Source organism: Arenibaculum sp., assembly GCF_035998295.1.
Classification (GTDB): domain Bacteria; phylum Pseudomonadota; class Alphaproteobacteria; order Azospirillales; family Azospirillaceae; genus DASYHS01.
Genome location: NZ_DASYHS010000192.1, coordinates 13830 through 37142, shown reverse-complemented (window position 1 = coordinate 37142; position 23313 = coordinate 13830). Strand labels below are relative to the sequence as shown.

General features: G+C 68.2%; 28 protein-coding genes. 18 read left to right on the top strand and 10 right to left on the bottom strand.

Translation table 11 applies throughout. The features are described from left to right. Nucleotides 1–374 (bottom strand): TetR/AcrR family transcriptional regulator (locus tag VGO20_RS18955; RefSeq protein WP_327503943.1); only part of this gene is annotated, 374 nt, incomplete at its 3' end. Between the two features lie 183 nt (nucleotides 375–557). On the opposite strand from VGO20_RS18955, the gene VGO20_RS18950 reads away from it, so the two are divergent. The 5 genes from VGO20_RS18950 to VGO20_RS18930 all read left to right on the top strand — a co-directional run bounded on the left by VGO20_RS18950 (nucleotide 558) and on the right by VGO20_RS18930 (nucleotide 3963). Further along, entirely contained in the window at nucleotides 558–1970 is a 1413-nt protein-coding gene (locus VGO20_RS18950; protein WP_327503942.1) for an MFS transporter, read from the top strand. An 81-nt stretch (nucleotides 1971–2051) separates the two neighbouring features. Continuing rightward, nucleotides 2052–2396: an ArsR/SmtB family transcription factor gene (locus tag VGO20_RS18945; RefSeq protein WP_327503941.1), complete on the top strand. Its 345-nt coding sequence runs from the start codon at nucleotides 2052–2054 to the stop codon at nucleotides 2394–2396. Continuing rightward, the gene (locus VGO20_RS18940; RefSeq protein ID WP_327503940.1) at nucleotides 2393–2869 is read left to right on the top strand and encodes an SRPBCC family protein; all 477 of its coding nucleotides are present in this window, start codon (nucleotides 2393–2395) and stop codon (nucleotides 2867–2869) included. Before VGO20_RS18945 ends, VGO20_RS18940 begins: the two co-directional genes overlap by 4 nt. Before the next feature lie 15 nt (nucleotides 2870–2884). After that, the gene (locus VGO20_RS18935; RefSeq protein ID WP_327503939.1) at nucleotides 2885–3508 is read left to right on the top strand and encodes a dihydrofolate reductase family protein; all 624 of its coding nucleotides are present in this window, start codon (nucleotides 2885–2887) and stop codon (nucleotides 3506–3508) included. Nucleotides 3509–3561: 53 nt separating this feature from the next. Further along, complete coding sequence (locus tag VGO20_RS18930) at nucleotides 3562–3963, top strand: ArsR/SmtB family transcription factor (protein ID WP_327503938.1); 402 nt, start codon at nucleotides 3562–3564, stop codon at nucleotides 3961–3963. 61 nt (nucleotides 3964–4024) lie between these two features. Here VGO20_RS18930 and VGO20_RS18925 read toward each other — a convergent pair whose 3' ends face one another. Next, complete coding sequence (locus VGO20_RS18925) at nucleotides 4025–5446, bottom strand: MFS transporter (RefSeq protein WP_327503937.1); 1422 nt, start codon at nucleotides 5444–5446, stop codon at nucleotides 4025–4027. Nucleotides 5447–5561: 115 nt separating this feature from the next. Between VGO20_RS18925 and VGO20_RS18920 the strand changes: the two genes are divergently transcribed. Then, nucleotides 5562–5984, top strand: a complete 423-nt coding sequence (locus tag VGO20_RS18920; protein ID WP_327503936.1) for a winged helix-turn-helix transcriptional regulator — start codon at nucleotides 5562–5564, stop codon at nucleotides 5982–5984. Between the two features lie 20 nt (nucleotides 5985–6004). Here the strand turns inward: VGO20_RS18920 and VGO20_RS18915 are convergent, their stop codons facing one another. Genes VGO20_RS18915 through VGO20_RS18905 form a run of 3 tightly spaced genes read right to left on the bottom strand, consistent with a single transcriptional unit; the run spans nucleotide 6005 to nucleotide 7643 of the window. Beyond that, entirely contained in the window at nucleotides 6005–6481 is a 477-nt protein-coding gene (locus VGO20_RS18915) for a VOC family protein (RefSeq protein ID WP_327503935.1), read from the bottom strand. Then, the gene (locus tag VGO20_RS18910; RefSeq protein ID WP_327503934.1) at nucleotides 6478–7278 is read right to left on the bottom strand and encodes a VOC family protein; all 801 of its coding nucleotides are present in this window, start codon (nucleotides 7276–7278) and stop codon (nucleotides 6478–6480) included. The genes VGO20_RS18915 and VGO20_RS18910 overlap by 4 nt, the downstream gene beginning before the upstream one ends. Before the next feature lie 11 nt (nucleotides 7279–7289). Next, nucleotides 7290–7643: a DUF1428 domain-containing protein gene (locus VGO20_RS18905; protein WP_327503933.1), complete on the bottom strand. Its 354-nt coding sequence runs from the start codon at nucleotides 7641–7643 to the stop codon at nucleotides 7290–7292. Between the two features lie 266 nt (nucleotides 7644–7909). Here VGO20_RS18905 and VGO20_RS18900 point away from each other — a divergent pair, with 266 nt between their 5' ends. Both VGO20_RS18900 and VGO20_RS18895 read left to right on the top strand, forming a co-directional pair. Beyond that, nucleotides 7910–8611 (top strand): winged helix-turn-helix transcriptional regulator, encoded by a 702-nt coding sequence (locus VGO20_RS18900; protein ID WP_327503932.1) that lies wholly within the window; start codon nucleotides 7910–7912, stop codon nucleotides 8609–8611. Nucleotides 8612–8672: 61 nt separating this feature from the next. Continuing rightward, complete coding sequence (locus VGO20_RS18895) at nucleotides 8673–9308, top strand: LysE family translocator (protein ID WP_327503931.1); 636 nt, start codon at nucleotides 8673–8675, stop codon at nucleotides 9306–9308. On the opposite strand, the gene VGO20_RS18890 is transcribed toward VGO20_RS18895, so the two are convergent. Beyond that, nucleotides 9272–10159: a LysR family transcriptional regulator gene (locus VGO20_RS18890; protein ID WP_327503930.1), complete on the bottom strand. Its 888-nt coding sequence runs from the start codon at nucleotides 10157–10159 to the stop codon at nucleotides 9272–9274. The genes VGO20_RS18895 and VGO20_RS18890 overlap by 37 nt on opposite strands. Nucleotides 10160–10271: 112 nt before the next feature. Between VGO20_RS18890 and VGO20_RS18885 the strand changes: the two genes are divergently transcribed. Further along, a complete protein-coding gene (locus VGO20_RS18885; protein WP_327503929.1) occupies nucleotides 10272–11054 on the top strand; it encodes a cyclase family protein in 783 nt (260 codons plus the stop codon). Nucleotides 11055–11090: 36 nt separating this feature from the next. Here the strand turns inward: VGO20_RS18885 and VGO20_RS18880 are convergent, their stop codons facing one another. Together VGO20_RS18880 and gstA are read right to left on the bottom strand one after the other, a co-directional pair. Continuing rightward, on the bottom strand, nucleotides 11091–11420 hold the full coding sequence (locus VGO20_RS18880; protein WP_327503928.1) for a DMT family transporter: 330 nt from the start codon (nucleotides 11418–11420) through the stop codon (nucleotides 11091–11093). After that, nucleotides 11417–12052, bottom strand: coding sequence for a glutathione transferase GstA (gene gstA, locus VGO20_RS18875; RefSeq protein ID WP_327503927.1), 636 nt, complete (start codon nucleotides 12050–12052; stop codon nucleotides 11417–11419). The genes VGO20_RS18880 and gstA overlap by 4 nt, the downstream gene beginning before the upstream one ends. Before the next feature lie 197 nt (nucleotides 12053–12249). On the opposite strand from gstA, the gene VGO20_RS18870 reads away from it, so the two are divergent. Together VGO20_RS18870 and VGO20_RS18865 are read left to right on the top strand one after the other, a co-directional pair. Beyond that, entirely contained in the window at nucleotides 12250–13101 is an 852-nt protein-coding gene (locus tag VGO20_RS18870) for an alpha/beta fold hydrolase (RefSeq protein ID WP_327503926.1), read from the top strand. 448 nt (nucleotides 13102–13549) lie between these two features. Further along, complete coding sequence (locus VGO20_RS18865; RefSeq protein WP_327503925.1) at nucleotides 13550–14065, top strand: ferritin-like domain-containing protein; 516 nt, start codon at nucleotides 13550–13552, stop codon at nucleotides 14063–14065. 316 nt (nucleotides 14066–14381) lie between these two features. On the opposite strand, the gene VGO20_RS18860 is transcribed toward VGO20_RS18865, so the two are convergent. Further along, entirely contained in the window at nucleotides 14382–15242 is an 861-nt protein-coding gene (locus tag VGO20_RS18860) for a hypothetical protein (RefSeq protein ID WP_327503924.1), read from the bottom strand. Between the two features lie 418 nt (nucleotides 15243–15660). Here VGO20_RS18860 and VGO20_RS18855 point away from each other — a divergent pair, with 418 nt between their 5' ends. Next, nucleotides 15661–17235 (top strand): DegQ family serine endoprotease, encoded by a 1575-nt coding sequence (locus VGO20_RS18855; protein ID WP_327503923.1) that lies wholly within the window; start codon nucleotides 15661–15663, stop codon nucleotides 17233–17235. 9 nt (nucleotides 17236–17244) lie between these two features. On the opposite strand, the gene VGO20_RS18850 is transcribed toward VGO20_RS18855, so the two are convergent. Continuing rightward, entirely contained in the window at nucleotides 17245–17592 is a 348-nt protein-coding gene (locus VGO20_RS18850) for a RidA family protein (protein WP_327503922.1), read from the bottom strand. 199 nt (nucleotides 17593–17791) lie between these two features. Here VGO20_RS18850 and VGO20_RS18845 point away from each other — a divergent pair, with 199 nt between their 5' ends. The 6 genes from VGO20_RS18845 to VGO20_RS18820 all read left to right on the top strand — a co-directional run bounded on the left by VGO20_RS18845 (nucleotide 17792) and on the right by VGO20_RS18820 (nucleotide 23312). Further along, nucleotides 17792–18337, top strand: coding sequence for a hypothetical protein (locus tag VGO20_RS18845; protein WP_327503921.1), 546 nt, complete (start codon nucleotides 17792–17794; stop codon nucleotides 18335–18337). A 173-nt stretch (nucleotides 18338–18510) separates the two neighbouring features. Further along, on the top strand, nucleotides 18511–19230 hold the full coding sequence (locus tag VGO20_RS18840) for an AzlC family ABC transporter permease (RefSeq protein WP_327503920.1): 720 nt from the start codon (nucleotides 18511–18513) through the stop codon (nucleotides 19228–19230). Continuing rightward, on the top strand, nucleotides 19223–19564 hold the full coding sequence (locus tag VGO20_RS18835; protein ID WP_327503919.1) for an AzlD domain-containing protein: 342 nt from the start codon (nucleotides 19223–19225) through the stop codon (nucleotides 19562–19564). The genes VGO20_RS18840 and VGO20_RS18835 overlap by 8 nt, the downstream gene beginning before the upstream one ends. Before the next feature lie 451 nt (nucleotides 19565–20015). Beyond that, nucleotides 20016–20933, top strand: a complete 918-nt coding sequence (locus VGO20_RS18830) for an ABC transporter permease subunit (protein ID WP_327503944.1) — start codon at nucleotides 20016–20018, stop codon at nucleotides 20931–20933. Between the two features lie 4 nt (nucleotides 20934–20937). Further along, nucleotides 20938–22431 (top strand): high-affinity branched-chain amino acid ABC transporter permease LivM, encoded by a 1494-nt coding sequence (gene livM / locus VGO20_RS18825; RefSeq protein ID WP_327503918.1) that lies wholly within the window; start codon nucleotides 20938–20940, stop codon nucleotides 22429–22431. Continuing rightward, nucleotides 22428–23312: an ABC transporter ATP-binding protein gene (locus tag VGO20_RS18820; RefSeq protein WP_327503917.1), complete on the top strand. Its 885-nt coding sequence runs from the start codon at nucleotides 22428–22430 to the stop codon at nucleotides 23310–23312. The genes livM and VGO20_RS18820 overlap by 4 nt, the downstream gene beginning before the upstream one ends. Nucleotide 23313 lies beyond the last annotated feature (1 nt).

Sequence of the window (23313 nt, the reverse complement as noted above, 5' to 3'; positions counted from 1 at the left end):
GCCAGGGCTGCCAGCACGCCGGAGATCTCCCGGCCCTGGGCTAGCACGCATTCCACGTAGGAGGAGGCGAGGACGCGGGCCGTTCCTTCCAGGGTCGGTTCCCTCGTCTCGAGTGCCGCGTCAATGATCGCCGTCTGCCGGGCGTCGAAGTCCCGGTAGAGCGCAACCAGCAAGCCGTTGCGCGTGCCGAAGTGGTCGTAGACCACCGGCTTGGTGACGGCGGCCTCGTCCGACAGCCGGGGCAGGGACAGGGCGTCCGTGCCTTCCTCCCCGACCAGCCGCCACGCCACGTCCAGGAGCTGGCGCAGCCGCTCCTCGCGGGTGAGGCGAAGGCGCTTCGGAGCGTTCCTGGTTTTCCCGGCCGTGCTTGACATCACTATATACCAAAAGTATCTTACTAAGAGTATATAGGATCCACCCTTCAATCGCAACCGTCCGCCGGCCTCGCGCCGGCGGCAGAAGCGGCACGCCTTCGCGCGCCGCCCGCAGAGGATTTGTGTTCGATGACCGATATTTCACTTCCACGTTCCACGGATCGAAAGGCGTGGCTGGGGCTGATGGCAGTGTTGCCCCTGGTGCTGATCGTGGCCATGGACGGCTCGATCCTCTATCTCGCCATGCCGCGCGTCACTTCGGCGATCACGCCGACCGCCGACCAGGCGCTGTGGATCCTCGACATCTACGGCTTCGTGGTCGGATCGCTGCTGATCGCCTTCGGCAATATCGGCGACCGCTACGGACGCCTGAAGCTGATCATGGCCGGCGCGGTCATCTTCGGCGCCGGATCGCTGGGCGCCGCCTATTCGCAAACGCCCCTGGGCCTGATCGCCTCGCGCGGCCTCATGGGCCTGGGCGGCGCCACGCTGCTGCCTTCCGGGCTTGCGATCGTCAGCGCGCTGTTCCCGGATCCGCGGCTGCGCGCGCAGGCCATCGGCATCTTCGCGGCCACCTTCGCGGCGGGCTTCGCCATCGGTCCCGTTATCGGCGGCATGCTTTTGCGCCAGTTCGAGTGGGGCGTCGTGTTCCTCATCAACATTCCGGTCGTGCTCGGCTTCCTGGTCGCGGCACCGATCCTGCTTCGGGAAGTCCGCGCGACCACTTACGGACGCATCGACCTGCCGAGCCTGGCGCTGTCCTTCGCCGGCATCCTGCTGTCCACCTATTCGCTCAAGAACGCGGCCGCCTACGGCTTCACGGCGACGCAATCCGTGGCCGGGATCGTCGGCGTCCTCGCCCTCGCGCTGTTCCTGCGCCGGCAGACCAGGATCGAGTATCCGCTGCTCGACCTCGGCCTGTTCCGCGACCGCATCTTCTCGATCGCGATCCTGACCGGGCTGCTGTCGCTGGTCGTCTGGTCCGCCGCCGGCTATCTGTCCGGCATCTATCTGCAATCGGTGCTCGGCATCGACGTCTTCACCGCCGCGCTGGCGACGCTGCCGGGCGCGGTCGTGCTGACGGCGACCTGCGTGGGCACGCCCCGCATCGTGGAGCGGATCGGCCGCAGGAATGCCCTGGTGGCCACGCATCTGCTGATCAGTGCCGGCCTGTTCCTGCTGCTGTTCACGAGCACCGGAGGCGGCGTCGCGGCCTTCGTCGCCTCGACCGTGATCGCCGGCGTCGGATACGGCCTGTCCTTCAGCCTCGTCGCCGAGATCGCGGTGTCGGCCGTGCCCGCCGAACGGGCCGGTGCGGCGGGTTCGATCGCCGAGACCAGCAACGAGCTGGGCAATGCGCTGGGCATCTCCCTGCTGGGATCGCTGGCCGCGCTGAGCTTCCGGCTGCTGGGACCCGGTGTGGCCGGCACGCTGGACGAGACGCTCGACCGGACCGGCCTCGCGGCAGAAACCGTCATGCAGGCCAAGGAAGCCTTCCTCACCGGCCTGCATGTCGCGGTCGGCACCGGGGGCCTGCTGACGCTCGCGGTCGGCATCGCCGCCTGGCTCTGGCTGCCGAGGAAGTTGCCGGAATGACCCGATAGGGCGAGGGGAGGGGGCAGGAGCCGGGCGATACTTAGCCCTTGCAGTAAGTATCGCTCGGTGATACTTAGCCTTATGGAACAGTATCACCAGCAGCTGGACCGCGTTTTCCAGGCGCTTGCCGACCCCACGCGCCGGGCCGTTCTGGGACGGCTCGGCCAGGGCCCCGCAAGCATCAGCGAGTTGGCGCAGCCGTTCGACATGGCTTTGCCCTCCTTCATGAAGCACATCCACTTTCTCGAGGACAGCGGATGGATCCGGACGCGCAAGGAAGGGCGCGTGCGGACATGCAGCATCGAGAAGAAGCCGTTCGCCGCGGTCGAAGCGTGGCTGTCCGAGCAACGCGCCCTCTGGGAAGGCCGCACCGACAGGCTCGAGCGGTTCGTCGCCGCCAGCCAGCAACAGGAGAAGCCAGAATGATCCAGTCCCCGAACCCGGAGCTCGACCTGACGATATCGCGGGTCATCAAAGCCCCTCGATCCGCCGTCTGGAGTGCCTGGACGGACCCCGGAAGCTTCGAGCAGTGGTGGATCCCGGCACCGGCGAAGTGCAAGGTCGTGGATATGGACCTGCGTCCCGGCGGCGCCTTCACGACTCGGATCAGCGAGGACGGCGGCGACTTCAAGCCGCATCTGAGCGGCTGCTTCCTGCGCATCGACGACCTTGAAAGGATCGTCTTCACGAACGCGCTGGTCGGTGGATGGCGGCCTGCCGAGCAGGCGTTCATGACCGCGATCATCACGCTGCGGGACCATCCCATGGGCACCGACTACGCCGCCCATGTCATGCACAAGAACGGTGCCGACCGGGCCATGCACCAGGAGATGGGCTTCCACGACGGGTGGGGCACCGTCGCGGAGCAACTCGCCCGGCTCGTCGAGCGACGGTCGTAGGGAGAGGGGCGGCAGATGCGCAAGATCACGCTTCAGATGATGACGACCCTCAACGGCCGTCTCGACGACCCGATGGCCTGGGTCCATGGCGTCAGCGACGACCAGTATCGGGACATCGACCGGTTCTACGCCGGGTACGACACGGTCCTGGTCGGGCGGACCACCTATGAGGAGATGGCGGCCTATTGGCCCGGCGCCCTGTCGGAGAGCGAAGGCACCGAGACGAACCGGGCGATGGCGCAGCGGATGAACACGTACAAGAAGGTAGTCTTCTCCAGGTCCGGGGATCGGGAATTGACGGAGTGGAACAACACCGAGCGGGTCGTCGCGGCCACGGACGGCGAGTTGAAGTCGTATCTCCAAGCCCTGAAGTCGCAGCCCGGGCGGGACATCCACCTGTCCGGCGGTTCGAGTTTCGCGCGGTCGGTCATCGCCCTCGACCTGGTGGACGAGTTCCGTTTCTTCGTATACCCGGTGGTGTCGCCGGGGACGCCCTGGTTCTCGCCGCTGACCGACCACCACGACCTGGAGCTGATCAGCGCCGGCACCTACCGGAACGGCGTGGTCGGGCTGCATTACTCGCCGCGCAAGCAGGCGCAGAAGGCGCGGCCCGGCAGCTTCACGGAAATGCTGACGTAGCGTGCCCGCCATCCCGGATTCGACAAATCGAGAATAGCGATATTGTCGGGCCCATGGACCTCGTCACCGCCTTCAAGGCGCTTTCCAATCCCATCCGGCTCAAGATACTCGACGGCCTGCAGGATCCGGCGCGCCACTTTCCACCGCAGGACGAAGGCGACGTCGAGGTCGATGGCGTGTGCGTGGGCAGCATCCAGGAGGGGATCGGTCTCTCCCAGTCCAGCACCTCCGATTATCTCGGGCTTCTGCACAAGGCCGGCCTGGTGACCGTGAAGCGGCGCGGCCAATGGACCTACTACAAGCGTGACGAGGCAGGCATCCAGCGGCTTGCGGAGATGATCCGGACCACCGTCCGATTTGAGCTGCTCGAGAACGGCTCCGCCCGCGGACTGCGCGGGAAGGTCGTGATCGACGTGGCGGACAAGGCGGCCGCAACCCGGCGTCCCGCCGCCTGACGGCGATGCGACGGCCGGGCGCCAGCCCGGCCGCCGTCATCCCATAGCACCCGATCGGGCCTCAGGCGGTCGCCCGTCGCCGGGACGAGCCGAGCCCGGTAGAGGCGACGAACACGCCGAGGACCGTGGCCGCGACCGGCACGAGGAGGGCGAGGCGCAGGGCCTCGAGGCGGGCGTCGGGCGAGGCGTCGCCGGTCAGCGCGAGAACGCTCACCGCGCTGGCCGCCGACAGCCCGAGGGCTGCGCCGAACTGGAACGCGGTGTTGACCAGACCGCCGGCCAGGCCCTGTTCGCTCTCGTCGATACCATCAGTCGCGAGAATGGTCAGCGGGCCGTAGGCGAGGGAGAACGCCAGGCCGAGGAGGATCATCGACGGGAACATCGCCGCATAGGTCCAGTCCAGGCCGACCCGCAGGAACAGCGCGTACGAGGCGGCCGCCAGCAGGAACCCGCCTAGGACGACGCGCAGGTTGCCGAAGCGGTTCACGAGCCAGGGCGTGACGGTAGGGGCCAGTATGGCGTCGACGCCGATGGCGAGCAGCGCGAGGCTGGTCTGCAGCGGCGTCCAGCCCATCAGCTCCTGCAGGTAGAGCGACACCAGGAACTGGAACCCGAAGAAGGAGCCGGCGAACAGCAGCGCGCCGAAATTCGCGCGCAGCAGGGAGGCCGAGCGCAGGATGCCGAGCCGGACCAGCGGCGAGCGGGAGTTGGATTCGATCGCAACGAACAGGACCCACAGGACGGCACTCGCCGCGACGGCGCCGAGCGTCCAGTTCAGGTCCTCTCCGGGATGCTCGAGGCGGGTGACCGCGTAGGCGGCGAGCAGCATGGCACCGGTCAGGGTGATGGCGCCGGGGACGTCGAACTTCTGGCTGCGTTCCTTCTGCCCGTCATCGGACACCAGCCGCGGCGTCAGGATGAATATGATGCCCGCGAGGATGACGGGGGCGAAGAACACCCAACGCCAGTTGATCGCGGCGAGCAGCCCGCCCGCCACCAGCCCCAGGGAGAAGCCGGCGGCAGCCGTGCCCGCGTAGATCAGGACCGCCTTGTTGCGTTGGGGGCCTTCGGGGAAGTTGGTCGTGATGAGCGCCAAGCCGGCCGGGGTCATGAAGGCCGACGCGACGCCGGTGACGAACCGGGCGGCGAGCAGCATCCAGCCTTCGGTCGCGAAGCCGCCTAGCCCCGAGAAGGCGATGAAGACGGCCAGCGCCGCGAGGAAGACGCGGCGCTTGCCGAAGATGTCGGCCGCCCGGCCGCCGAGCAGCATGAAGCCGGCATATCCGAGCACATAGGCGCTGACGACGGCGCCGAGCGTCGTCGTCGACAGGCCGAGCTCGGCACGGATCGCCGGCAGCGCCACGTTCAGCATCGCGACGTCTATGCCTTCGAGGAAGATCGCCCCGCATAGAACGAGCAGGGCTCCCTTGGCGCGGGCGGTCATGGGGGGAGATGCCACCCCGGCATTCAGTGAGGCGGACATGGCGCCTGTCTCCTTTGAATGTCGATACGACAGGAAGGAAAAGGCCGGCCTGTTACCATTGGGCATGCCAGTTCCCTCTTGTAACTGAGAGGGGCTTACGGCATGCTCCGCCTTCATGGAAGAAGGCACTTCAAACTCACCAAGTCACTGCTGCAGCACCGGGGCGGACTACGACGTCCTGCAGTGGGACGCGCGCGAGGGCTGCCAGGTCCGCCAGATCCTCGACAGGATCGCCGACAAGTGGTCGCTGCTCGTCATCGCCCTGCTGGAGCGGCGCAAGCTGCGGTTCACCGAACTCCGGAAAAGCATCGACGGCATCAGCCAGCGGATGCTGACGAATACGTTGAGGCAGCTGGAGCGCGACGGGATCGTGGAGCGGACGGTCCATCCCGTCGTGCCGCCGCGCGTGGAGTACGAGCTGACGCCCCTGGGCTGCTCGCTCCACGAGACGATCCAGCCGCTGGTCGCGTGGACCGAACGCCACCAAGCCGAGATCGCCGTCGCCCGCGCGCGTTACGACGCGCGGGCGGACGACTGACGACCCGGGCTCGGGGGTTTTTACTCCCCCCGCGCCGCCGCCTCGAGCGCCGCGACGTCGAGCTTGACCATCTTCAGCATCGCGTCCGTGACGCGCCTCGCCTTTTCGCGATCGGGGTCGCTCATCAGCTCGCCCAGGCGCTTGGGAGCTATCTGCCAGCAGAGGCCCCAGCGGTCCCGCAGCCAGCCGCACTGCTCAACCGAACCCCCTTCCTTCAGCGCGTCCCAGAGCCGGTCGACCTCGGCCTGGTCCTCGCACTCGACCATGATCGAGAAGCTGTGGTTGAACGGATCGAGGGGGCCGGCCTCGGTCGCCATGTAGCGCTGATCGCCGACCGTGAAGGCCGAGATCTTCACGCTGCCGGGGGGACCGCTCGGCGTGTCGGCGGGGATGGTCGAGGTCCAGCTCACCGAAGAACCGGGGATCAGGGACGTGTAGAAGGCGATCGCCGCCTCCATGTCCTTTTCAAACCAGAGATGCTGGGTGACCTTGGTCATGATTGAACCGTCTGCCCGCGGCGCGGGCCGACGAGGCCGAACGTGGCGCCCTGGGGATCGCCAGCGATGATGATGAAGTCGCCGCCGGGGATCTCGGCGGGGCCGTGATGGATCGTGGCACCCCGGCCGCGTGCGGTCGCGGCGGCCACGTCGATGTCGTCGACCACGAAATAGAAGGTCCACATCGGCGGCGGTCCATCCGGCCTCCGGGTCATCACCGCGCCGATCATCCGCCCATGGTGGTTGACGAACCGGTAGTCGCCCATGTCGCCCATGGGCATCGCGTCGCCCTTCTCCCAGCCGAAGCGGTCGAGATAGAAGGCGAGGGCGGCCGCCTGGTCGCTGGTGGTGAGCTCGTTCCAGGCGCAATGGCCGGTCGTCTGCGCAAAGGACGTGCTGACCTCTTTGGTCTCGCCCCGCATCACGTAGAACGGGGCGCCCTGGGGATCGGCGAGCATCGCGAAGCGCCCGACCCCGGGGATGTCGGTCGGCGGCACGTGCTGCCTGCCGCCGGCCGCGACGGTGCCGGCGGCAGCCGCATCGACGTCGTCGACGCCGATGTAGCCCAGCCAGCACGGACGCACCCCGGCGTCGGCGGCGTCGGCCGGCATCGTCATCAATCCCGCGACATCGGCCTCGCCGGTACCGAAGATCCGGTAGCCGCCCGCCGGCCCGGCGCCGGACCCGTCGAATATGCGCACCCGCCAGCCGACCACCGCGCCGTAGAACTCGGCGGCCGCGTCGGCATCGGAGGTCATCAGTTCGTACCAGATGAAATCGCCTTGGTGGTTCGTCATCCGCCAGCTCCTCAAACGTCCAGGATCGGCGCGAAGCCGCCGAAGATCATGCGCTTGCCGTCGAAAGGCATCTCGCCGCCCATGTCCTCCATGCGCGGATCGGACATGATCCTTGCGGTCGCGGCGTCGCGCACCTCCCTGGAGGGGTATTCGATCCAGCTGAACACCACCACTTCGTCCGCCTCCGCCTTCACCGCGCCGCGGAAGTCCGTGACCTTGCCATCGGGCACGTCATCGCCCCAGCATTCGACGACGCGGGTGGCCCCGAACTCCTTGAACAGGGACGCGGCTTTCGCCGCGTGTCGGAGAAATACTTCCTTGTTGGCGGCGGGTACCGCGATCACGAAACCTTCGACATACTTCATCGTCGTCCTCCCTTGGGCATGGCGGCCGTAGCCGCATCGAGGTCCATCCACGCCACCTCGAAAGCGCGCCCCTGCAAGGCCTCGTAGCCGCGGCCGTGGATGAAGCCGTAATCCCGACGGCGCAGAGGCCAATTCCGCCGCCGGTGCGTTCGGCCTTCCGAACCGTACACAGGCGGCCACCCGGCTGCCTGGTCGCCGTTGCGGATCCTTGACCTTGATGCCTTGGATAGTTATTAAAAGCAATCATGAAGTTAGAAAAAATAACTATGGGTGAGAAGCGCGACGGAAGACGCTGGTACGACGACGCGTGCGGTACGGCGCACGCGCTGGAGCTGGTGGGTGAGCGCTGGTCCCTTCTGATCGTGCGCGAACTCATGTTCGGGCCGCGGCGCTTCGGCGAGCTTCGGGCAGCACTGACGGGGATCAGCGCCAATGTGCTGACGCAGCGCCTGGAGGGGCTGGAGGCGGCGGGCATCCTGGCCCGGCGCAGGCTGCCGCCACCGGCCAGCGTCCAGGCCTACGAGCTTACCCCCTGGGGCTACGAGAGCGAGACCGCTATCCAGGAGCTGGGCCGCTGGGCGGTGCGGTCGCCCGACCACGACCCTAGCCTTCCCCTGTCCGCCGCCTCCCTGATGCTGTCGTTCCGCACGATGGTCGACCGCACCCGGTCGGGGGAGCGGCCGATGACCGTGGGGTTCCGCCTGGGGCCGGAAGTCTTCACGGCGCGAATCGATACCGAGGGGATCGCGGTCCGCCGGGATGCGTCCGAGGCCGTGGAGGCGACGTTCTCGGGCGAGCCGCGCGGCATCGCCGCCGTGGTCTACAACGGGATGCCGCTCGCCGAGGCGGAGGCCATGGGCATGCTGGAGGTGGCCGGCGACCGGGACCTGGCCGAGCGGTTCGCGACGCTGTTCCCCCTACCGCCCAAGTCCGGCGGTTCCGGGAGCCCGACGGAGCGGGATTCCTGATACACGCGACTGCACGCCGCGGCTATCATGGCGGCTGGTCACCACCCATGGGGCATCGCGGATGAGCACGGTTCCGGACTACTGGTCGGGTATCCTGATCGCCTATCTCACCTTCATCGTCGCGACGGTCAGTCCCGGCCCTGCGCTGCTGGCGACGATGGGAACGGCGATGGGGGCGGGGCGCCGGGCCGGAGCGGCGCTCGGCATGGGCGTGGTCTGCGGCTCCTTCACGTGGGGCGTCCTTGCCGCGCTCGGCCTGTCAGCCGTGCTGGCGAGCTATGCCGGCGCGTTGGAGGTGATCCGCATCCTCGGATGCCTCTACCTGCTGTTCCTCGCCTGGAAGGCCTTCCGCTCGGCCGCGACCCGCGACGTGCCGCCCGCCGGCGCCCAGGGCGGTGCGCGCCGGAGCCCGCTGGGATATTTCCTGCGCGGCTGGGGCATCCATCTCACCAATCCGAAGGCGATCCTCGCCTGGATCGCCATCATCTCGCTCGGCCTGAAGCCCGGCGCGCCGCCCTGGGTCGCCGCCGCGATCGTCGGCGGCACGATGGTCTTCGCGGTCTGCTTCTACACCTTGGCCGCCGTCGCGTTCTCGACGCCCGCGATGGTGCGCTTCTACGGCCGGGCGCGCCGATGGATCGACGGGTTCCTCGGCGTCTTCTACACGTTCGCGGCGTTCAGGCTGGCATCGCGTTGATCCGTGCCGGCGTCCGTATCGACGAGCAGGTCGCAGAGGCGGCCTGCCGCGCGAGGCGCCGATTCGGCCAGGTGGGCGGCAACCTCGACCTGCGGCAGTGCCGGCAGGCCCGACCCCGGGGATGCGGGCGCCAGCCCCGGGGCTAACGTCGAGGCGGGGAAGGCCGACAGGGCCAGGCCGGAGCGAACGGCCGCCTCCACGGCGCCGACGCCGGCGCTGGTGTAGACGGCCCGCCAACCGATGGCGGCCTGGTCCAGCGCCCGCGTGGCCCACCGACGGTACAGGCAGCCTTCGGGGTGCAGCGCCAGCGGGAGTGGACGTTCGTTCGCAAGGTCCATGCGGCCGGCCGGAACGCCCCAGACGAGCCGTTGCCGGGAAAGGATGCGCCCGCGACCCGTCCCCGGGGCATGCATGCACACGACGAGGTCGTAGTGGTGGCCGAGCCGGGACAGGAGAGCCGCCGAGGTGTCGGTGGTGACCTCGACCTGCACGTTCACCTCCGTTCGCCGCAGGGCGGAAAGCCGCTCCGGCAGGACGCGCACGGCCCAGTCCTCGACGCAGCCGATCCGGAGAAGCACCGGGGCCTCGCCGCCCCTGGCCGCGCAGACCGCCTCTTCGCCCAGGGCCAGGAGGCGATGGGCATAGCCCAGCAGGATCTCGCCCTCGGCGGTCAGCCGGACCGCATGGGTCGTCCGGGAGAAAAGCGGCCTGCCGACCGCGTCCTCAAGGCGCCGGATCTGCATGCTGACCGTGGACTGGCTGCGCGCGAGCGCATGACAGGCGGCGGTGAAGCCGCCACGCTCGGCAACCGCGACGAACGCCTTCAGGAGTTCGGGTTCGAGGACCGGCAATCGTGAAATCCGATTTCGATGATCATGGAAATTCGTTTCCACGATCACTATCACGTCACTAGGTTGAGGTCCATCACGAGGCGCTTGCGGCGGCTGGTCGCGCGGAGGAGCAATGGTGGGCGACCGTCCGGTCCTGGGGCATGACGACCATCGGGTCGCCTTCGACTTCGAGGTCGAGTTCTCGAACGGCGGCGGCATCAGGGGCTGGGACTTCCGCCTGGATATCGAGGGAACGGACATCTCCGACGAGGCGCTCGGCGACTACATCGTCAGGGACCTGCGGCTCCTGATGGTCGGCTCGGTCAGGATCCTCGGCAAGCGCGTGTTCAGGGAGCGGCACAAGCGGCCGGCCGAAGCCGAACCGGCCGCGCCGCTGGTGCCGGCGCCGGACGCCTCGCCGCACGACCGCCGGCTGGTCGATCTGTCGCATGCCGGCACGGTGATCGGCGCCCCGTACCACCGCATCGCCGGCATAGCCGACCTGGAGGGCAGGGTGGTGCGCATGGAAGGCATGGCCGGCCGGGCGGTGACCCGGCGGGCGCTGCTGCCGGCCACGCAGGACGTTGGGGGCAAGGCGGTCCTGATCGAGACCGGATGGTCCGCCGCCTGGGGAACGCCCGGCTACGTCACCGGCCATCCCTACCTGACGCCGGACGCCGCCGAGCATCTGCGGGATTCGGGTGCCGCGCTCGTCGGCATCGACGGCCCCGGCGTCGACGATATGGACGGCGCTGCGCGGCCCGCCCATGCGGTCCTTCTGCGGGCGGGTATCCCGGTCGTCGGGAACCTCACCGGCCTCGGCGCGCTTCCCACTGCTGGCTTCCGGTTCTCCGCCGTTCCGGCGCGGGCGGAGGGCATGGGAGCGTTGCCGGTAAGGACTTGGGCGCGCCTGTAGCGCCGGGTACCGGGCGCCGCCGTGCGCCCGGCCTGTTCAACCCGACGACAGCTTCAACCCCGCGACGCCGGCGACGACGAGGGCAATGGAGCCGAGACGCACGGCGTTGACCGGCTCCTGGAACAGCAGGATGCCCAGCGCCGCGGTGCCCGCGGCACCGATCCCGGTCCAGACCGCGTAGGCGGTCCCCACCGGCAGCACCTCCAGAGTTCGGCCGAGAAGATAGACGAAGGCCCCGAGAAGGGCGAAGGACAGCAGCGACCATCCCGGCCGCGTGTAGCCCTCGGCGTATTTCATGCTGATTGCCCAGGCGATGTCGAGGAAGCCCGACAGGACCAGCAGGCTCCACGCGGCCGACCGGCTCATGCCGTGGCGTCCGCCGCCGCCGGGCGGCGCTCGGCGTGCAGGGCGTCGCGTACCGCCGGCCGGGCCGCGATCCGGTCCATGAACGCCTTCAGGTGCGGGTAGGGGGCCAGGTCGATGCCGGTGAACGGGGACCAGCCGACGATCGTGAAGCAGTAGGCGTCGGCGACCGTGAACCGCTCGCCCATCAGGAAGGGCGATCCGGACAGGTGCCGATCGAGCAGGGCGAGGCGCCCACGGATCTTGTCCCGCGCCGCCTCCTGGGCGAGTTCGCCGTGCTCGGGATGAAAGAGCCACGGGCTGAACATCTTGTGCAACTCGGAGCTGACGAAGGTCAGCCACTCCTGCAGCCGGTACCGGTCGAGCGTGCCGGCGGGCGGCGCCAGTCCCCTGTCCGGGACAAGGTCGGCAAGGAACTGCACGATGGCGACGCCCTCCGTCAGCAGCTCCCCGCCATCCAGCTCGAGCGCCGGCACATAGCCTTTGGGATTGATCAGGGTGAAATCGGTACCGTTCTGGGTCCGGTGCGGCGACGCCGCGATGTCGACCCTCACGAGGTCGAGCGCAATCCCCGCCTCGCGGGCGACGACATGGGGGGCCAGCGAGCAGGTGTTCGGCGCGTAGTAGAGTTTCATCGAGGATCTCCTTGAAGGATGACCGCGGCACTCTCCCGCGCCCGGCGACGCAAGGGAACATGGCGACTTTGAAAGCCGTGCTTGCGCCGCCGCAAGGCCCGCGCCCGGGCATTACCTCGCGCGTAATCGACCGGCCGCCCGCGGCATGGCACCGTCCCTCCCGTACCGAGGACGGCCGAGAAAGGGAGGCTCTGGAAATGGAAGCTCGATCACTGGCGCAAGCGGGCGCGCAGCCGGGTGGGCGTTCCACCGCGACTGCCGCGGACGGGACGAGGCTGTTCGTGCGGGACTGGGGCGACGGCCGGCCCGTCGTCTTCCTGTCGGCCTGGACCTTCTGTTCCGACGTATGGGGCTTTCACATCGCCGAACTGGCCGCCCGGGGACATCGTTGCGTCGCCTATGACCGCCGGGGGCACGGCCGGTCCGAGGACCCCGGGCGCGGCTACGATGCGGACACGCTGGCGGACGACCTCGCCGCGGTCCTGGAACAGCGCGACCTGACGGACGTGACCCTGGTCGCGCATTCCATGGGCTCGACCGAGGCCGTCCGCTATCTCGTACGGCACGGGTCGGGCCGCGTCGCGAGGCTGATGCTGGTCGCCCCGGTCACGCCCTACCTGACCCGAACGGAGGACAACCCGGATGCGATCCCGGGCTCGGCCTTCGATGCGATGCGGGCGACGATCGCGGCGGATTTCCCGAAATGGCTGTCCGACAACGAGGCGCCGTTCTTCACGCCGGAGACGTCGCGCGAGACGCGGGACTGGATCCGCGGCATCATGGTTTCGGTCGCCCTGCCCACCGTCCTGGCCTGCCACCGCACCTTCACGCAGACCGACTTCCGTGCCGACATGGCCTTGATCAACCGGCCGACCCTGATCGTCCACGGCGACCGGGACGCGAGCGCACCACTGGAGATCACGGGCGCCAGGACGGCGCAATTGATCCCCGAAAGTCGGCTGGCGGTCTACGAAGGCGCCCCCCATGCCCTCTTCCTTACCCACAAGGAGCGGCTCGTCGCCGAACTCATGGCCTTTCTGGCGGCGTGAGCGGGGCGCCTCATGCGGGAGTGGTGGTGCCTCGCTTCTGCCGTTGGGACAATCTCCGTCCTGGGCTGTTGATCCTCGCATAAGGGGGGCCCATGCCCCATCATCGCATGCCAGGGGGTAACCGAATGCACAGCGTGTTTTACATCATCGGCGTCGTGGTCGTCGTTCTCGCGATCCTGGGTTTCCTGCTCTGATCGAGCATAAGCGTGCCTTCGCCCGGGCAACCGGGTGAAGGCCCTTTCCGGCCTGCGCCTCGCGTGATCAGAACACGCCGAAGACCGAGAGCAGGGCCAGGACCACGACGACGACCCCGATGACGTAGAAGATCGAGTAAGCCATCCGACACCTCGCTTTCCGGGTGCAGCCATGCTGCCGAACGGACGCGGGGCACCGATGGTTCCCGGAACCGGCGGCGCCGCGGAGTCGAGCCCGAACAACCGGAGATCCCATGGCCCAAGCGGACAAGGAAATCCTCGTCGAGTGGCTGCGCGACGCCTATGCGCTCGAGATGCAGGCCATCGATCTCCTGACGGCCCAGGTCGGGCGTCTGCAGCATTATCCCGAGGTGCAGGCACGCTTGCGGCGACACGCCGACGAATCCCGCCAGCAGGCCAATCTCGTCCGTTCATGCTTGGTTCGCCACGGCAGCGACGTGTCGGTCGTCAAGACCGGGCTCGCCCATTTCATGGCCGGGGCGCAGGCGGTCATGACCAGCATGACCGCCGACGAGGTCGTCAGGGACGTGGTCGCGACCTTCGCGTTCGAGAACCTGGAGATCGGAACCTACCGAGCCCTCCTCGCCGCGGCGCAGGCATGCGGGGACGACGAGACCCGCCGCGTCTGCGAGGAGATCCTGCGCCAGGAAGAGGAGATGGCCTCCTGGATCGGCGCGCGCATTACCGAGGTCGCCGGTACATATATCAGCCGGCGGGACGACTTCGATTTCGGTGCGGCAAAGCGGTGACCGTGAAGCGCGTGCGCCCGGTGGCGGGAACGAGAGCGGACAAGGGGGGAACGTAGAGCGAACTGGCGCCTTGACGTACATGGAACGTTCTGGCAACTTCCCAAAATGAATTTTCGATGGGAGGTTCGGATGACCATGTTCCGTTTCGTACGCGACTTCATCGGCCTGGCGGCACTGCTCGTCACGATCTATGCCTGGACGATCATCGCCCATGCGGTCATCTGAGCCGGACGATCCCCGCGGCGCACAGGCGGCAAAAGAAGAAGGCCCGGAGTTTCCTCCGGGCCTTCTTCTTTTGACCGGCCGGTGAACGCCGTCAGCGGGGGCGGCGCGAAGCCCGGTGCGCCGGGATCGGGATCGGGCGCTGGGCCTGTTCGTCGCGGCGAGTAGCCGACATGTCGATCTCGATGCGGGCGAGCGCCTTGCGCAGTTCGTGCATCGCGTCGCTGAGCGTCTGGATCGATGCCTCGCCGGGCTGCGTGCGCCACCCGCGATAGGCCACGAGGCAAGTCCGGGCGGTATCGCGCAGCCGTGCCTCCACCGCGTCGATCGGCTCGCTGCGCGGCTGCCCCGCCTTCGGCGCTTCGGCCGGGCGGTCGACGGCTGGAGAGGGAGGCGCCTCCGCAGGAGCAGGGGGAGGCGGTTCGGAAATCGCGGCCTGCGGTTCCGGTTCCTGGGCTTCCGGGCGAGCGGTCTGCCGCGCCTGGCCGCCGGAGGAACGCAACGTCGAGCGGGTGCGCTCGCCCGGAGCCTGGCCTGAGGAGGAGCGGCGGCGCTCCTTCGTTTCGGCCGGCGGGTTCGGGTTCGCCTCCTCGGCGGGAGCATCTGCGTTCGGGGTGGCCTGGGACTCTGTGGTCATGTCATTTTCCGCGGAAGCGATGTCGGGCTTCCCTTCTTGCGTCGGCATCCCGCCCTCGGCGGGCGCCGTATCCTGATCCTGGTCCGGGGCATGGACGGCCAATCCGGCCGCCTCCGCCTTGCGGACGATGTAGGAGATCGCACTCGGCGTGCAGTCGAACTCACGGGCGATCGCGGTCAGCGTCGCTCCCGCGCGGTGCCGTTCGAGGATGTCGGGCCACGCTGACTGCGGGATGCGGCCACGACGCTTTGGGGGATCCGACTCGCCGCTATCCGCGTTCACGATGTCGCTCGGTTGCCACAGGGTGTTTTGTGCCATTTGATTCGGAACGTCGACCAGAATTTCACCAGAACTTCAAGGGCGAACCGCGAGGCGTCCGCCGGGACGACTGCAATGGCGCTGCCGTGTTCTAACGGGAATGGAAGCTTTGTCCAACAATATTGGCCAAGGCTGTCGGGATTTCCAGCACAAGTTGGCGGACGAATGGCCTCCGCAGCCACTTTCACCAGGAAGGCGCACGGGTGCATGATGCCCGGCCCGAAAAATCCCGGACCCGGCAACCTCGACGTCCGCATCGGAAGTTTTTTCAATATACGGTTTTCAAAAACGGGCGACCTTTCGCCACCGGAACCTGCGATGAGGCCGAAGCGTAGGCCGTCTCACTTGAACGTTCCTGCAGGCCGCGTGTTTCACCGCCGAATCACGTCGCGTTCCCATCCGCAGATCGGAGGCGTCCATGCCCGCGGATCGCAATCGGCCCCGCATCCGGGCCCTGGTCGCGTTGCCGCTGGCCTCGCTGCTGCTGGGTGCCTGCGCCGCGGCCCCCGTCCCGGCGCGGGCCGAGCCGCTCCAGCCGATGACCGTGCTGGCCCAGGCCCAAAACCAAGCTCCGGTCCCGAACCAGGCCCCGGCGGGCATCGCGACCCTTGCCCCGACCACTTTCGCCGATGTCGCCGAGCGCCAGATCCCGACCGTCGTCAACATCTCGACGACGCAGGAGATGCGCGCGCCGGAGGAGCCGCCCGAGATACCGGGCATGCCGGACTTGCCGCCCGGCTCGCCTTTCGAGGAGTTCTTCCGCGAGTTCTGGGGCCAGCAGCGCCGGGAGCAGGCGCCGCGTCCGATCTCCTCGCTGGGTTCGGGCTTCATCATCGACGAAAGCGGCCTGATCGTCACCAATGCCCACGTGGTCGAAGGCGCGGACGAGGTCCGGGTGATCCTCCACGACGAGACGACGTTGGACGCCGACGTGGTCGGGACCGACGCCATGACGGACATCGCGGTCCTGCGCATCGCGGCGCCGGGCGCGCTGCCGGCGGCACGCTGGGGTGATTCGGACCGGATCAGGGTCGGCGACTGGGTGGTGGCGATCGGCAACCCCTTCGGCCTGGGCGGCACCGTCACGACGGGCATCCTGTCGGCCCGGGCCAGGGACATCAACCAGGGACCCTACGACGACTACCTGCAGACGGACGCCTCGATCAACCGGGGGAATTCCGGCGGGCCGCTGTTCAACCTCCAGGGCGAGGTGGTCGGCATCAACACCGCAATCTTCTCGCCGACCGGAGGGTCGGTCGGCATCGGGTTCGCCACGCCCTCCGCCCTGGCGCGGACGGTGGTGGACGACATCATCCGCTACGGGTCGCCGCGGCGGGGCTGGCTCGGCGTGCAGATCCAGGAGGTCACGGCCGAGATCGCGGAAAGCATGGGCATCGCCGAGGAGCGGGGAGCGCTGGTCACCGCCGTGACGCCGGGCGGGCCGGCCGAGACGGCGGGGATCCGCCAGGGCGACGTCATTCTCGACTTCGGCGGCGTATCCGTCGACCGGATGCGGCAACTGCCGCGGATCGTCGCCGAGACGTCCATCGGCAGCAGGGCTGCGGTCACCATCCTGCGCGACGGCGGGCGCCGGCAGGTCCAGGTCACCGTCGGGGACCTCGACGCGACGCGGACCGCGGCGGCCGCCCCCGCGGAGCCGCCGGTGCAGGAAGCTCCGTCCGGCGAGGGCTTGCTCGGTCTGACGCTCGCCCCGCTGGACCGGACGACGAGGGAGGATTTCGGCGTGCCCGACGGCGTCGAGGGCGTCGTCGTCACGGCGATCACGCCGGCCTCCCCCGCGGCGGAGCGCGGGGTCGAGCCCGGCGACGTGATCGTCGAGGTGGGGCAGGAGCCCGTCGCGGATCCGGCCGAGGTGGCCGACCGGATCCGCGACGCCCGGAGCTCGGGGCGGCAGACGGTCCTGCTGCTCATGAGCAGGCGGGGAGACACCCGTTACGTACCGCTGCCTCTCGCCCAGACAGGGCGCGGGTGAGCCGCGGCTTCAGCGCGCCGCGACCACGGTGATCTCGACGAGGTACTGCGGCGCGGCGAGCCGGGCCTCCACCGTGGTGCGCGCCGGCGTGTTCGCCGGATCCACCCACGCCTCCCAGGCGGCGTTCATGTCGGCGAAGCCGGCGATGTCGGGCAGATAGATGGTGGCCGACAGCAGCTTGCTCTTGTCGGTGCCCGCCTCGGCGAGCAGCCGGTCGACCGAGGCGAGGACGTCGGCCGTCTGCTCGCGGACCCCTCCCGACGTGTCTCCGGCCACCTGGCCGGCAAGGTAGACGGTGTCGCCGTGGATGACGGCCTGGCTCATGCGGGCCCCGACGTGCAGACGCTTCACGGACATTGTCGTTTCCTTTTCCAGAAGACTTGCGGAAGCCACGGTTTGGCAGCGCCGACCCCGGGGCGCAACCGGAATCCGGCCTTTTCGAAAGAGTGGCTTGCTCTCCGCCGAAGTTGTAATCCTTTTGGGAGTGAGGCAAATTCGAGGCATCGCCGGTGCGCGCCGTCGCATCGGAAAACCCGTCAGCGATGCAGGCTTCCCCATGGCGCCCATGCCCCGGTTTCCATCCGCCCGAAAAGCCCTGCGCCGCCTCGTGCCGGCAGTCCTGGCACTCGGGGTGGCCCTTCTTCCGCCCAGCGGTGCGGCCGCCGCCCCGGCGTGCTACACGAAGACGGAGTTCGAGGCGGAGCTGGCGCTCCGGCTGCATACCGAACTGATGGTCGTCGGCCTCACCTGCCACAAGATCGACCTCGCCCAGGACTTCTTCGGCAAATACCAGCAGTTCACCAAGCGGCACCGTGCCGTCCTGATCGATTTCGAGGCGCGGCTGGTCGACCACTTCCGTCGCGTCGAGCGGGCGACGGGCGAACGCCGGTTCCATTCCTTCCGTACGGCACTCGCGAACGAGGTGGCGCAGCGGGCGGCTCTCCTGACGCCCGCGACCTACTGCCAGTTCGGCCGGACCCTGGTCGACCGCATGATGTCCCTGTCCACGGCCGAGTTCGTGAGCGCGGTCGGGACCGAAGACCAGGGCGGACGCCTGGTGAACAGCCCGCTTTGCGACGACATCCGGACCGCCAGCCGCTGACGGCGGGCAGGGGCAGGGGCAGGGGCAGGGGCAGAGCAGGGGCGGGGCCCGGTCGGCGTGCGCCGTGCTGCCGCCGGCGTATGGCTGACCGGCGTTCCCCGGGACGCTGGAGCCCGTGCATGCGGCGCGGCCGGTAGCCTATCCTGGTCGCCGACGCGGATGCGGGACTGCGGATGGCGGGGATCGACCGGACGGGATGGGGGATAGGGCTTTCGGCGGCGCGCGAGGCGCTCGGCCTGCCGGCTCTGGTGATGGGCGCGAGCTTCGTCGGCTTCGGCTCGCTGGTTAGAGAGGCGGGGCTCGGCCTCTGGCTCGGCCTCTATTCGACGGCGACCGGATGGGCGCTGCCAGGCCAGGTCGTCGTCGTGGAGCTCTACGGCGTCGGCGCGTCGCTGCTGATGACCTCGATAGCGGTCGCCCTGACGAACGCACGCCTCCTTCCCATGGTCGTCACGCTGATGCCGCTGCTGAAGGAGGAGAGGCAGGCGACGTGGAAGTACCTGCTGGCGGCCCATTTCGTCGCCGTCACCGGCTGGGCGACGGCGCAGCTGCGATGCCCGGACCTGCCGCGCAAGTATCGTCTGACCTGGTTCGCCTGCTTTTCGGGAGCGCTCTGGGTCGTGAGCATGGCCGGCACCGCGTTCGGCTTCTTGCTGGCGGGGTTCGTCCCGCAGCCGGTGACGCTGGGCCTCGTGTTCCTGAACCCGCTCTATTTCATGCTCGTCTTCGCGACCGACCTGAGGCAGAGGGCGAAGGTCTATGCGCTCTGCGCCGGTGCCGCGCTCGGGCCGCCGCTGCACCTGCTGGAGCCGGACTGGGGGCTGATGGCGACGGGGCTGATCGCCGGCACCGGCGCCTTCCTGGCCGGTCGAGGCGCGCGCGGCCTTGGCTGACTGGGTCTGGCCCTTCGTCCTGATGACGGCCGGCGCGGGCGTCACCTACGCCTGGCGGGCGCTTGGCGTGGTCCTCGCCGGTCGGATCGACGCGCGCGGCGCGGTGTTCGACTGGGTCTCCTGCGTCGCCTACGCCCTGCTCGCAGGCCTGATCTCCCGCATGATCCTGCTGCCGGCCGGCCCGCTGGAGCAAACGGACGCGGCTCACCGCCTGCTGTCGGCCGGGCTCGCGCTCGCCATCTTCTTCCTGGCCCGGCGGAGCATCCTGCTCGGCGTGCTCGCAGGCGTCGGCACGCTCGTCCTCCTGACCGCCCGGAGCATGGCGCCGGGGTGAGCGGAGCGGGACTGATTCGCCGAATCGCCGCCCACCGGCCCCGGTCGCCGGCCTCCATTTCGCAGGTGCAGCAAAGCGTTCAAGCATAGCGGTTACCGAACGTTTGCCGGCGATGGGCTCTGCGGAATAATTCAGCAGTCCATTGCCGCAACATTGCTGCGCGGAGGGCTGGAAGGTAATAACCGGTGGCGTTTCCGTGCTTGCTCTCGGCCATGCACCGGGATAACGTCCGCACCCACAATTGGCACGGCGATGTAGCGACCGGGCCTGAAGCAAGAACAAGGGGGCGCTTGTCTGTCACGAAGTCTGTCGGTCCGCGGCAGGTGCGGGTTCGCCCGTGGATCCGCGGGGCGCTGTGTGATCCGTTCGAGCGGAGCGTGCATTCGTTCGGCGGGAAGGACAAGTGGTCGGTGACGGCTTTGCCGATGATCACGATTGGGTAGTGAGGGAGATGGAATACTTTCTTCAGCAGATGATTAACGGGCTAACGCTCGGGGCAATCTATGGCCTGATTGCGATCGGCTATACGATGGTCTACGGAATCATCGGCATGATCAATTTCGCCCACGGCGAAATCTACATGATCGGTGCATTCATCGCCGTCATCAGCTTCATCGTTCTGGGGCTCGTCGGCATAACCTGGGCACCCGTCGCAATCATGCTGGTGCTGGTGCTCTCGATGTTCTTTACGAGCGTCTATGGCTGGACCGTCGAGCGCATCGCCTACCGGCCTCTGCGGGGATCCTTCAGGCTCGCGCCGCTGATATCGGCCATCGGCATGTCGATCTTCCTCCAGAACTACGTCCAGCTCCTCCAGGGCGCACGCGTCAAGCCGCTGCCGCCGATCGTGCAGGGCGGTTTCGTCCTGATGGAGCGGCCGGACGGGTTCACGGTGTCGCTGAGCTATCTCCAGATCATCATCATCGTCCTGACGGTCGTCCTCATGACCGGGTTCACCTTGCTGATCACGCGCACCGAACTCGGCCGCGCCCAGCGGGCGTGCGAGCAGGACAAGACAATGGCCGGGCTCCTCGGCGTGAACGTCGACCGCACCATCTCGCTCACCTTCGTGATGGGCGCGGCGCTGGCCGCGGTGGCCGGCGTGATGGTGACGATGTACTACGGCGTCATCGACTTCTTCATCGGCTTCCTCGCCGGGGTGAAGGCGTTCACGGCGGCGGTGCTGGGAGGCATCGGCTCGCTTCCGGGCGCCATGCTCGGCGGGCTCCTGATCGGCGTGATCGAGGCGATCTGGTCGGCCTATTTCAGCATCGAGTACAAGGACGTCGCCGCGTTCACCATCCTCGTCCTGGTGCTGATCTTCCGGCCCTCCGGTCTGCTCGGCAAGCCGGAAATCGAGAAGGTGTGAGGCCATGACCGCTGTGACTTCCCCTGCGGCGGCCGGCTCGCCCGAACGGCTCGACCTACCCGCCATCCTGAAGGAAGCCTTCATCGCCGCCCTCGTGGCACTGGCGCTGGCCGCCGTGATGGTGGGCTTCCGGACCGTCGATACCCCCCGCGGCCTCGGGGTCGTCGAACGGTTCGACGAGGTCTTCATCGCGGTGGGGCTCGTCTTCGTCGGCAGGATCGCCCTGGTCCTTACGCGCCTCGGCTATGCCCTCCCCATCCTGATCCTCGGCATCGCGTTCGCCGTCCTCTCGTTTTTCCTGGAGTTCCCGACCCAGGCACTGCAGGTGATCGCGGTCGCCGGCTCCCTGATCCTCGCGATCCGCGCCGGCGCGGCGGTGGCGCGCCAGCGCAGCCGTCTCGACGTCCGGGCGCGTGCCCAGCGCCAGGACCGCCTGTCGGCCACGGTGCAGGACGCGACCCGCCTGCTCGGGCCGATCGCGGTCATCTTCGCGATCGCGCTGCCGTTCATGCCCTTCGCCGACAGGTCGATCGTCGACATCTCGATCCTCATCCTGACCTACATCATGCTGGGGTGGGGGCTGAATATCATCGTCGGCTATGCCGGGCTTCTCGACCTCGGCTACGTGGCCTTCTACGCGGTCGGCGCGTATTCCTACGCGCTGCTGGCCCATTACTTCGGCCTCAGCTTCTGGGTCTGCCTGCCGCTCGCGGGCGTGCTCGCGGCCGCCGCCGGCCTGCTGCTGGGCTTCCCGGTGCTGCGCCTGCGGGGCGACTATTTCGCGATCGTGACCCTCGGCTTCGGCGAGATCATCCGCGTCGTCCTGCTGAACTGGTACGACTTCACGGGCGGCCCCAACGGCATCTCGTCGATCCCGCGGCCCGACTTCTTCGGCTTGGCGGAGTTCTCGCGCACGGCCGGAGAGGGGGAGATCGCCTTCCATGAGATGTTCGGGCTCGAATACAGCCCGATGCATCGGATCATCTTCCTTTACTACCTGATCCTGATGCTGGCGCTGCTGGTCAACCTGTTCACGCTGCGCATCCGCAAGCTGCCGATCGGCCGCGCCTGGGAGGCGCTGCGCGAAGACGACATCGCCTGCACGTCGCTCGGCATCAACAGGACCAACATCAAGCTGGCCGCGTTCATGATCAGCGCGATGTGGGGCGGCTTCGCAGGGTCGTTCTTCGCGACCCGGCAGGGCTTCATCAGCCCGGAAAGCTTCACCTTCATCGAATCGGCGATCATTCTGGCGATCGTCGTGCTCGGCGGGATGGGCAGCCAGGTCGGCATCGTCATCGCGGCCCTGATCGTGATCGGCCTGCCCGAACTGTTCCGTGAACTCGCCGAGTACCGCATGCTGGCCTTCGGTCTCGGCATGGTGCTGATCATGGTGTGGCGTCCGCGCGGGCTGCTCTCGCACCGGGATCCGACGATCCTGCTGCATCGCAGACGAAGTGCCCGCATGAAGCAGGCGGACGCGGAGGAGCGGGCATGAGCGCGATCATGAGCGATACGCCGGCCGCCGGGGTCGTGACGGGCACGCCTCTCCTCGAGGTGGAGCACCTGACGATGCGGTTCGGCGGCCTGGTCGCCGTGAACGACGTTTCGTTCACGGCGATGGACCGGCAGATCACGGCGATCATCGGGCCGAACGGCGCCGGCAAGACGACCGTCTTCAACTGCCTGACCGGCTTTTACACGCCCACGGTCGGCCGCCTGACACTGCGTCGCGCCGGCGGCCCGTACCTGCTGGAACGCCTGGAGGCGTATCGGATCTCCAAGGAGGCCGGCGTAGCGCGGACGTTCCAGAACATCCGGCTCTTCGCGCGCATGAGCGTCCTGGAGAACCTGATGGTGGCCCAGCACAACGTGCTGATGCGGGCGTCGGGTTTCTCGTTCGCCGGCCTGTTCGGCCTGCCGGTCTTCCGCAAGGCCGAAACCGAGGCCGTCGACCTGGCCCGCTATTGGCTGGAAAAGGTGAACATGGTCGAGTTCGCGGACTGGGAGGCGGGCAACCTTCCCTATGGCGCGCAACGCCGTCTCGAGATCGCGCGGGCCATGTGCACGCGGCCGGCGCTGTTGTGCCTCGATGAGCCGGCGGCCGGCCTCAACCCCCGGGAGTCGGCCGAACTCGGCGAGCTGCTTACCTTCATCCGCGACGAGGAGAAGGTCGGCGTGCTGCTGATCGAGCACGACATGAGCGTCGTCATGAAGATCTCCGACCACGTCGTCGTGCTCGACTACGGCCGGAAAATCTCGGACGGCACGCCGGACTTCGTGAGGAACGACCCGACGGTGATCAGGGCCTATCTCGGCGAAGCCGAAGACGAGGAGCTGCCGCCGGAGGTTGCTCAAGACCTGCGGGAGGGCAAGTGAG

Coding starts and splice junctions, on each gene's coding strand:
- VGO20_RS18950 (WP_327503942.1), top strand. CDS start 558: ATGGCAGTGTTGCCCCTGGTGCTGATCGTGGCCATGGACGGCTCGATC.
- VGO20_RS18945 (WP_327503941.1), top strand. CDS start 2,052: ATGGAACAGTATCACCAGCAGCTGGACCGCGTTTTCCAGGCGCTTGCC.
- VGO20_RS18940 (WP_327503940.1), top strand. CDS start 2,393: ATGATCCAGTCCCCGAACCCGGAGCTCGACCTGACGATATCGCGGGTC.
- VGO20_RS18935 (WP_327503939.1), top strand. CDS start 2,885: ATGCGCAAGATCACGCTTCAGATGATGACGACCCTCAACGGCCGTCTC.
- VGO20_RS18930 (WP_327503938.1), top strand. CDS start 3,562: ATGGACCTCGTCACCGCCTTCAAGGCGCTTTCCAATCCCATCCGGCTC.
- VGO20_RS18925 (WP_327503937.1), bottom strand. CDS start 5,446: ATGTCCGCCTCACTGAATGCCGGGGTGGCATCTCCCCCCATGACCGCC.
- VGO20_RS18920 (WP_327503936.1), top strand. CDS start 5,562: ATGGAAGAAGGCACTTCAAACTCACCAAGTCACTGCTGCAGCACCGGG.
- VGO20_RS18915 (WP_327503935.1), bottom strand. CDS start 6,481: ATGACCAAGGTCACCCAGCATCTCTGGTTTGAAAAGGACATGGAGGCG.
- VGO20_RS18910 (WP_327503934.1), bottom strand. CDS start 7,278: ATGACGAACCACCAAGGCGATTTCATCTGGTACGAACTGATGACCTCC.
- VGO20_RS18905 (WP_327503933.1), bottom strand. CDS start 7,643: ATGAAGTATGTCGAAGGTTTCGTGATCGCGGTACCCGCCGCCAACAAG.
- VGO20_RS18900 (WP_327503932.1), top strand. CDS start 7,910: ATGGGTGAGAAGCGCGACGGAAGACGCTGGTACGACGACGCGTGCGGT.
- VGO20_RS18895 (WP_327503931.1), top strand. CDS start 8,673: ATGAGCACGGTTCCGGACTACTGGTCGGGTATCCTGATCGCCTATCTC.
- VGO20_RS18885 (WP_327503929.1), top strand. CDS start 10,272: ATGGTGGGCGACCGTCCGGTCCTGGGGCATGACGACCATCGGGTCGCC.
- VGO20_RS18880 (WP_327503928.1), bottom strand. CDS start 11,420: ATGAGCCGGTCGGCCGCGTGGAGCCTGCTGGTCCTGTCGGGCTTCCTC.
- gstA (WP_327503927.1), bottom strand. CDS start 12,052: ATGAAACTCTACTACGCGCCGAACACCTGCTCGCTGGCCCCCCATGTC.
- VGO20_RS18870 (WP_327503926.1), top strand. CDS start 12,250: ATGGAAGCTCGATCACTGGCGCAAGCGGGCGCGCAGCCGGGTGGGCGT.
- VGO20_RS18865 (WP_327503925.1), top strand. CDS start 13,550: ATGGCCCAAGCGGACAAGGAAATCCTCGTCGAGTGGCTGCGCGACGCC.
- VGO20_RS18860 (WP_327503924.1), bottom strand. CDS start 15,242: ATGGCACAAAACACCCTGTGGCAACCGAGCGACATCGTGAACGCGGAT.
- VGO20_RS18855 (WP_327503923.1), top strand. CDS start 15,661: ATGCCCGCGGATCGCAATCGGCCCCGCATCCGGGCCCTGGTCGCGTTG.
- VGO20_RS18850 (WP_327503922.1), bottom strand. CDS start 17,592: ATGTCCGTGAAGCGTCTGCACGTCGGGGCCCGCATGAGCCAGGCCGTC.
- VGO20_RS18845 (WP_327503921.1), top strand. CDS start 17,792: ATGGCGCCCATGCCCCGGTTTCCATCCGCCCGAAAAGCCCTGCGCCGC.
- VGO20_RS18840 (WP_327503920.1), top strand. CDS start 18,511: ATGGCGGGGATCGACCGGACGGGATGGGGGATAGGGCTTTCGGCGGCG.
- VGO20_RS18830 (WP_327503944.1), top strand. CDS start 20,016: ATGGAATACTTTCTTCAGCAGATGATTAACGGGCTAACGCTCGGGGCA.
- livM (WP_327503918.1), top strand. CDS start 20,938: ATGACCGCTGTGACTTCCCCTGCGGCGGCCGGCTCGCCCGAACGGCTC.
- VGO20_RS18820 (WP_327503917.1), top strand. CDS start 22,428: ATGAGCGCGATCATGAGCGATACGCCGGCCGCCGGGGTCGTGACGGGC.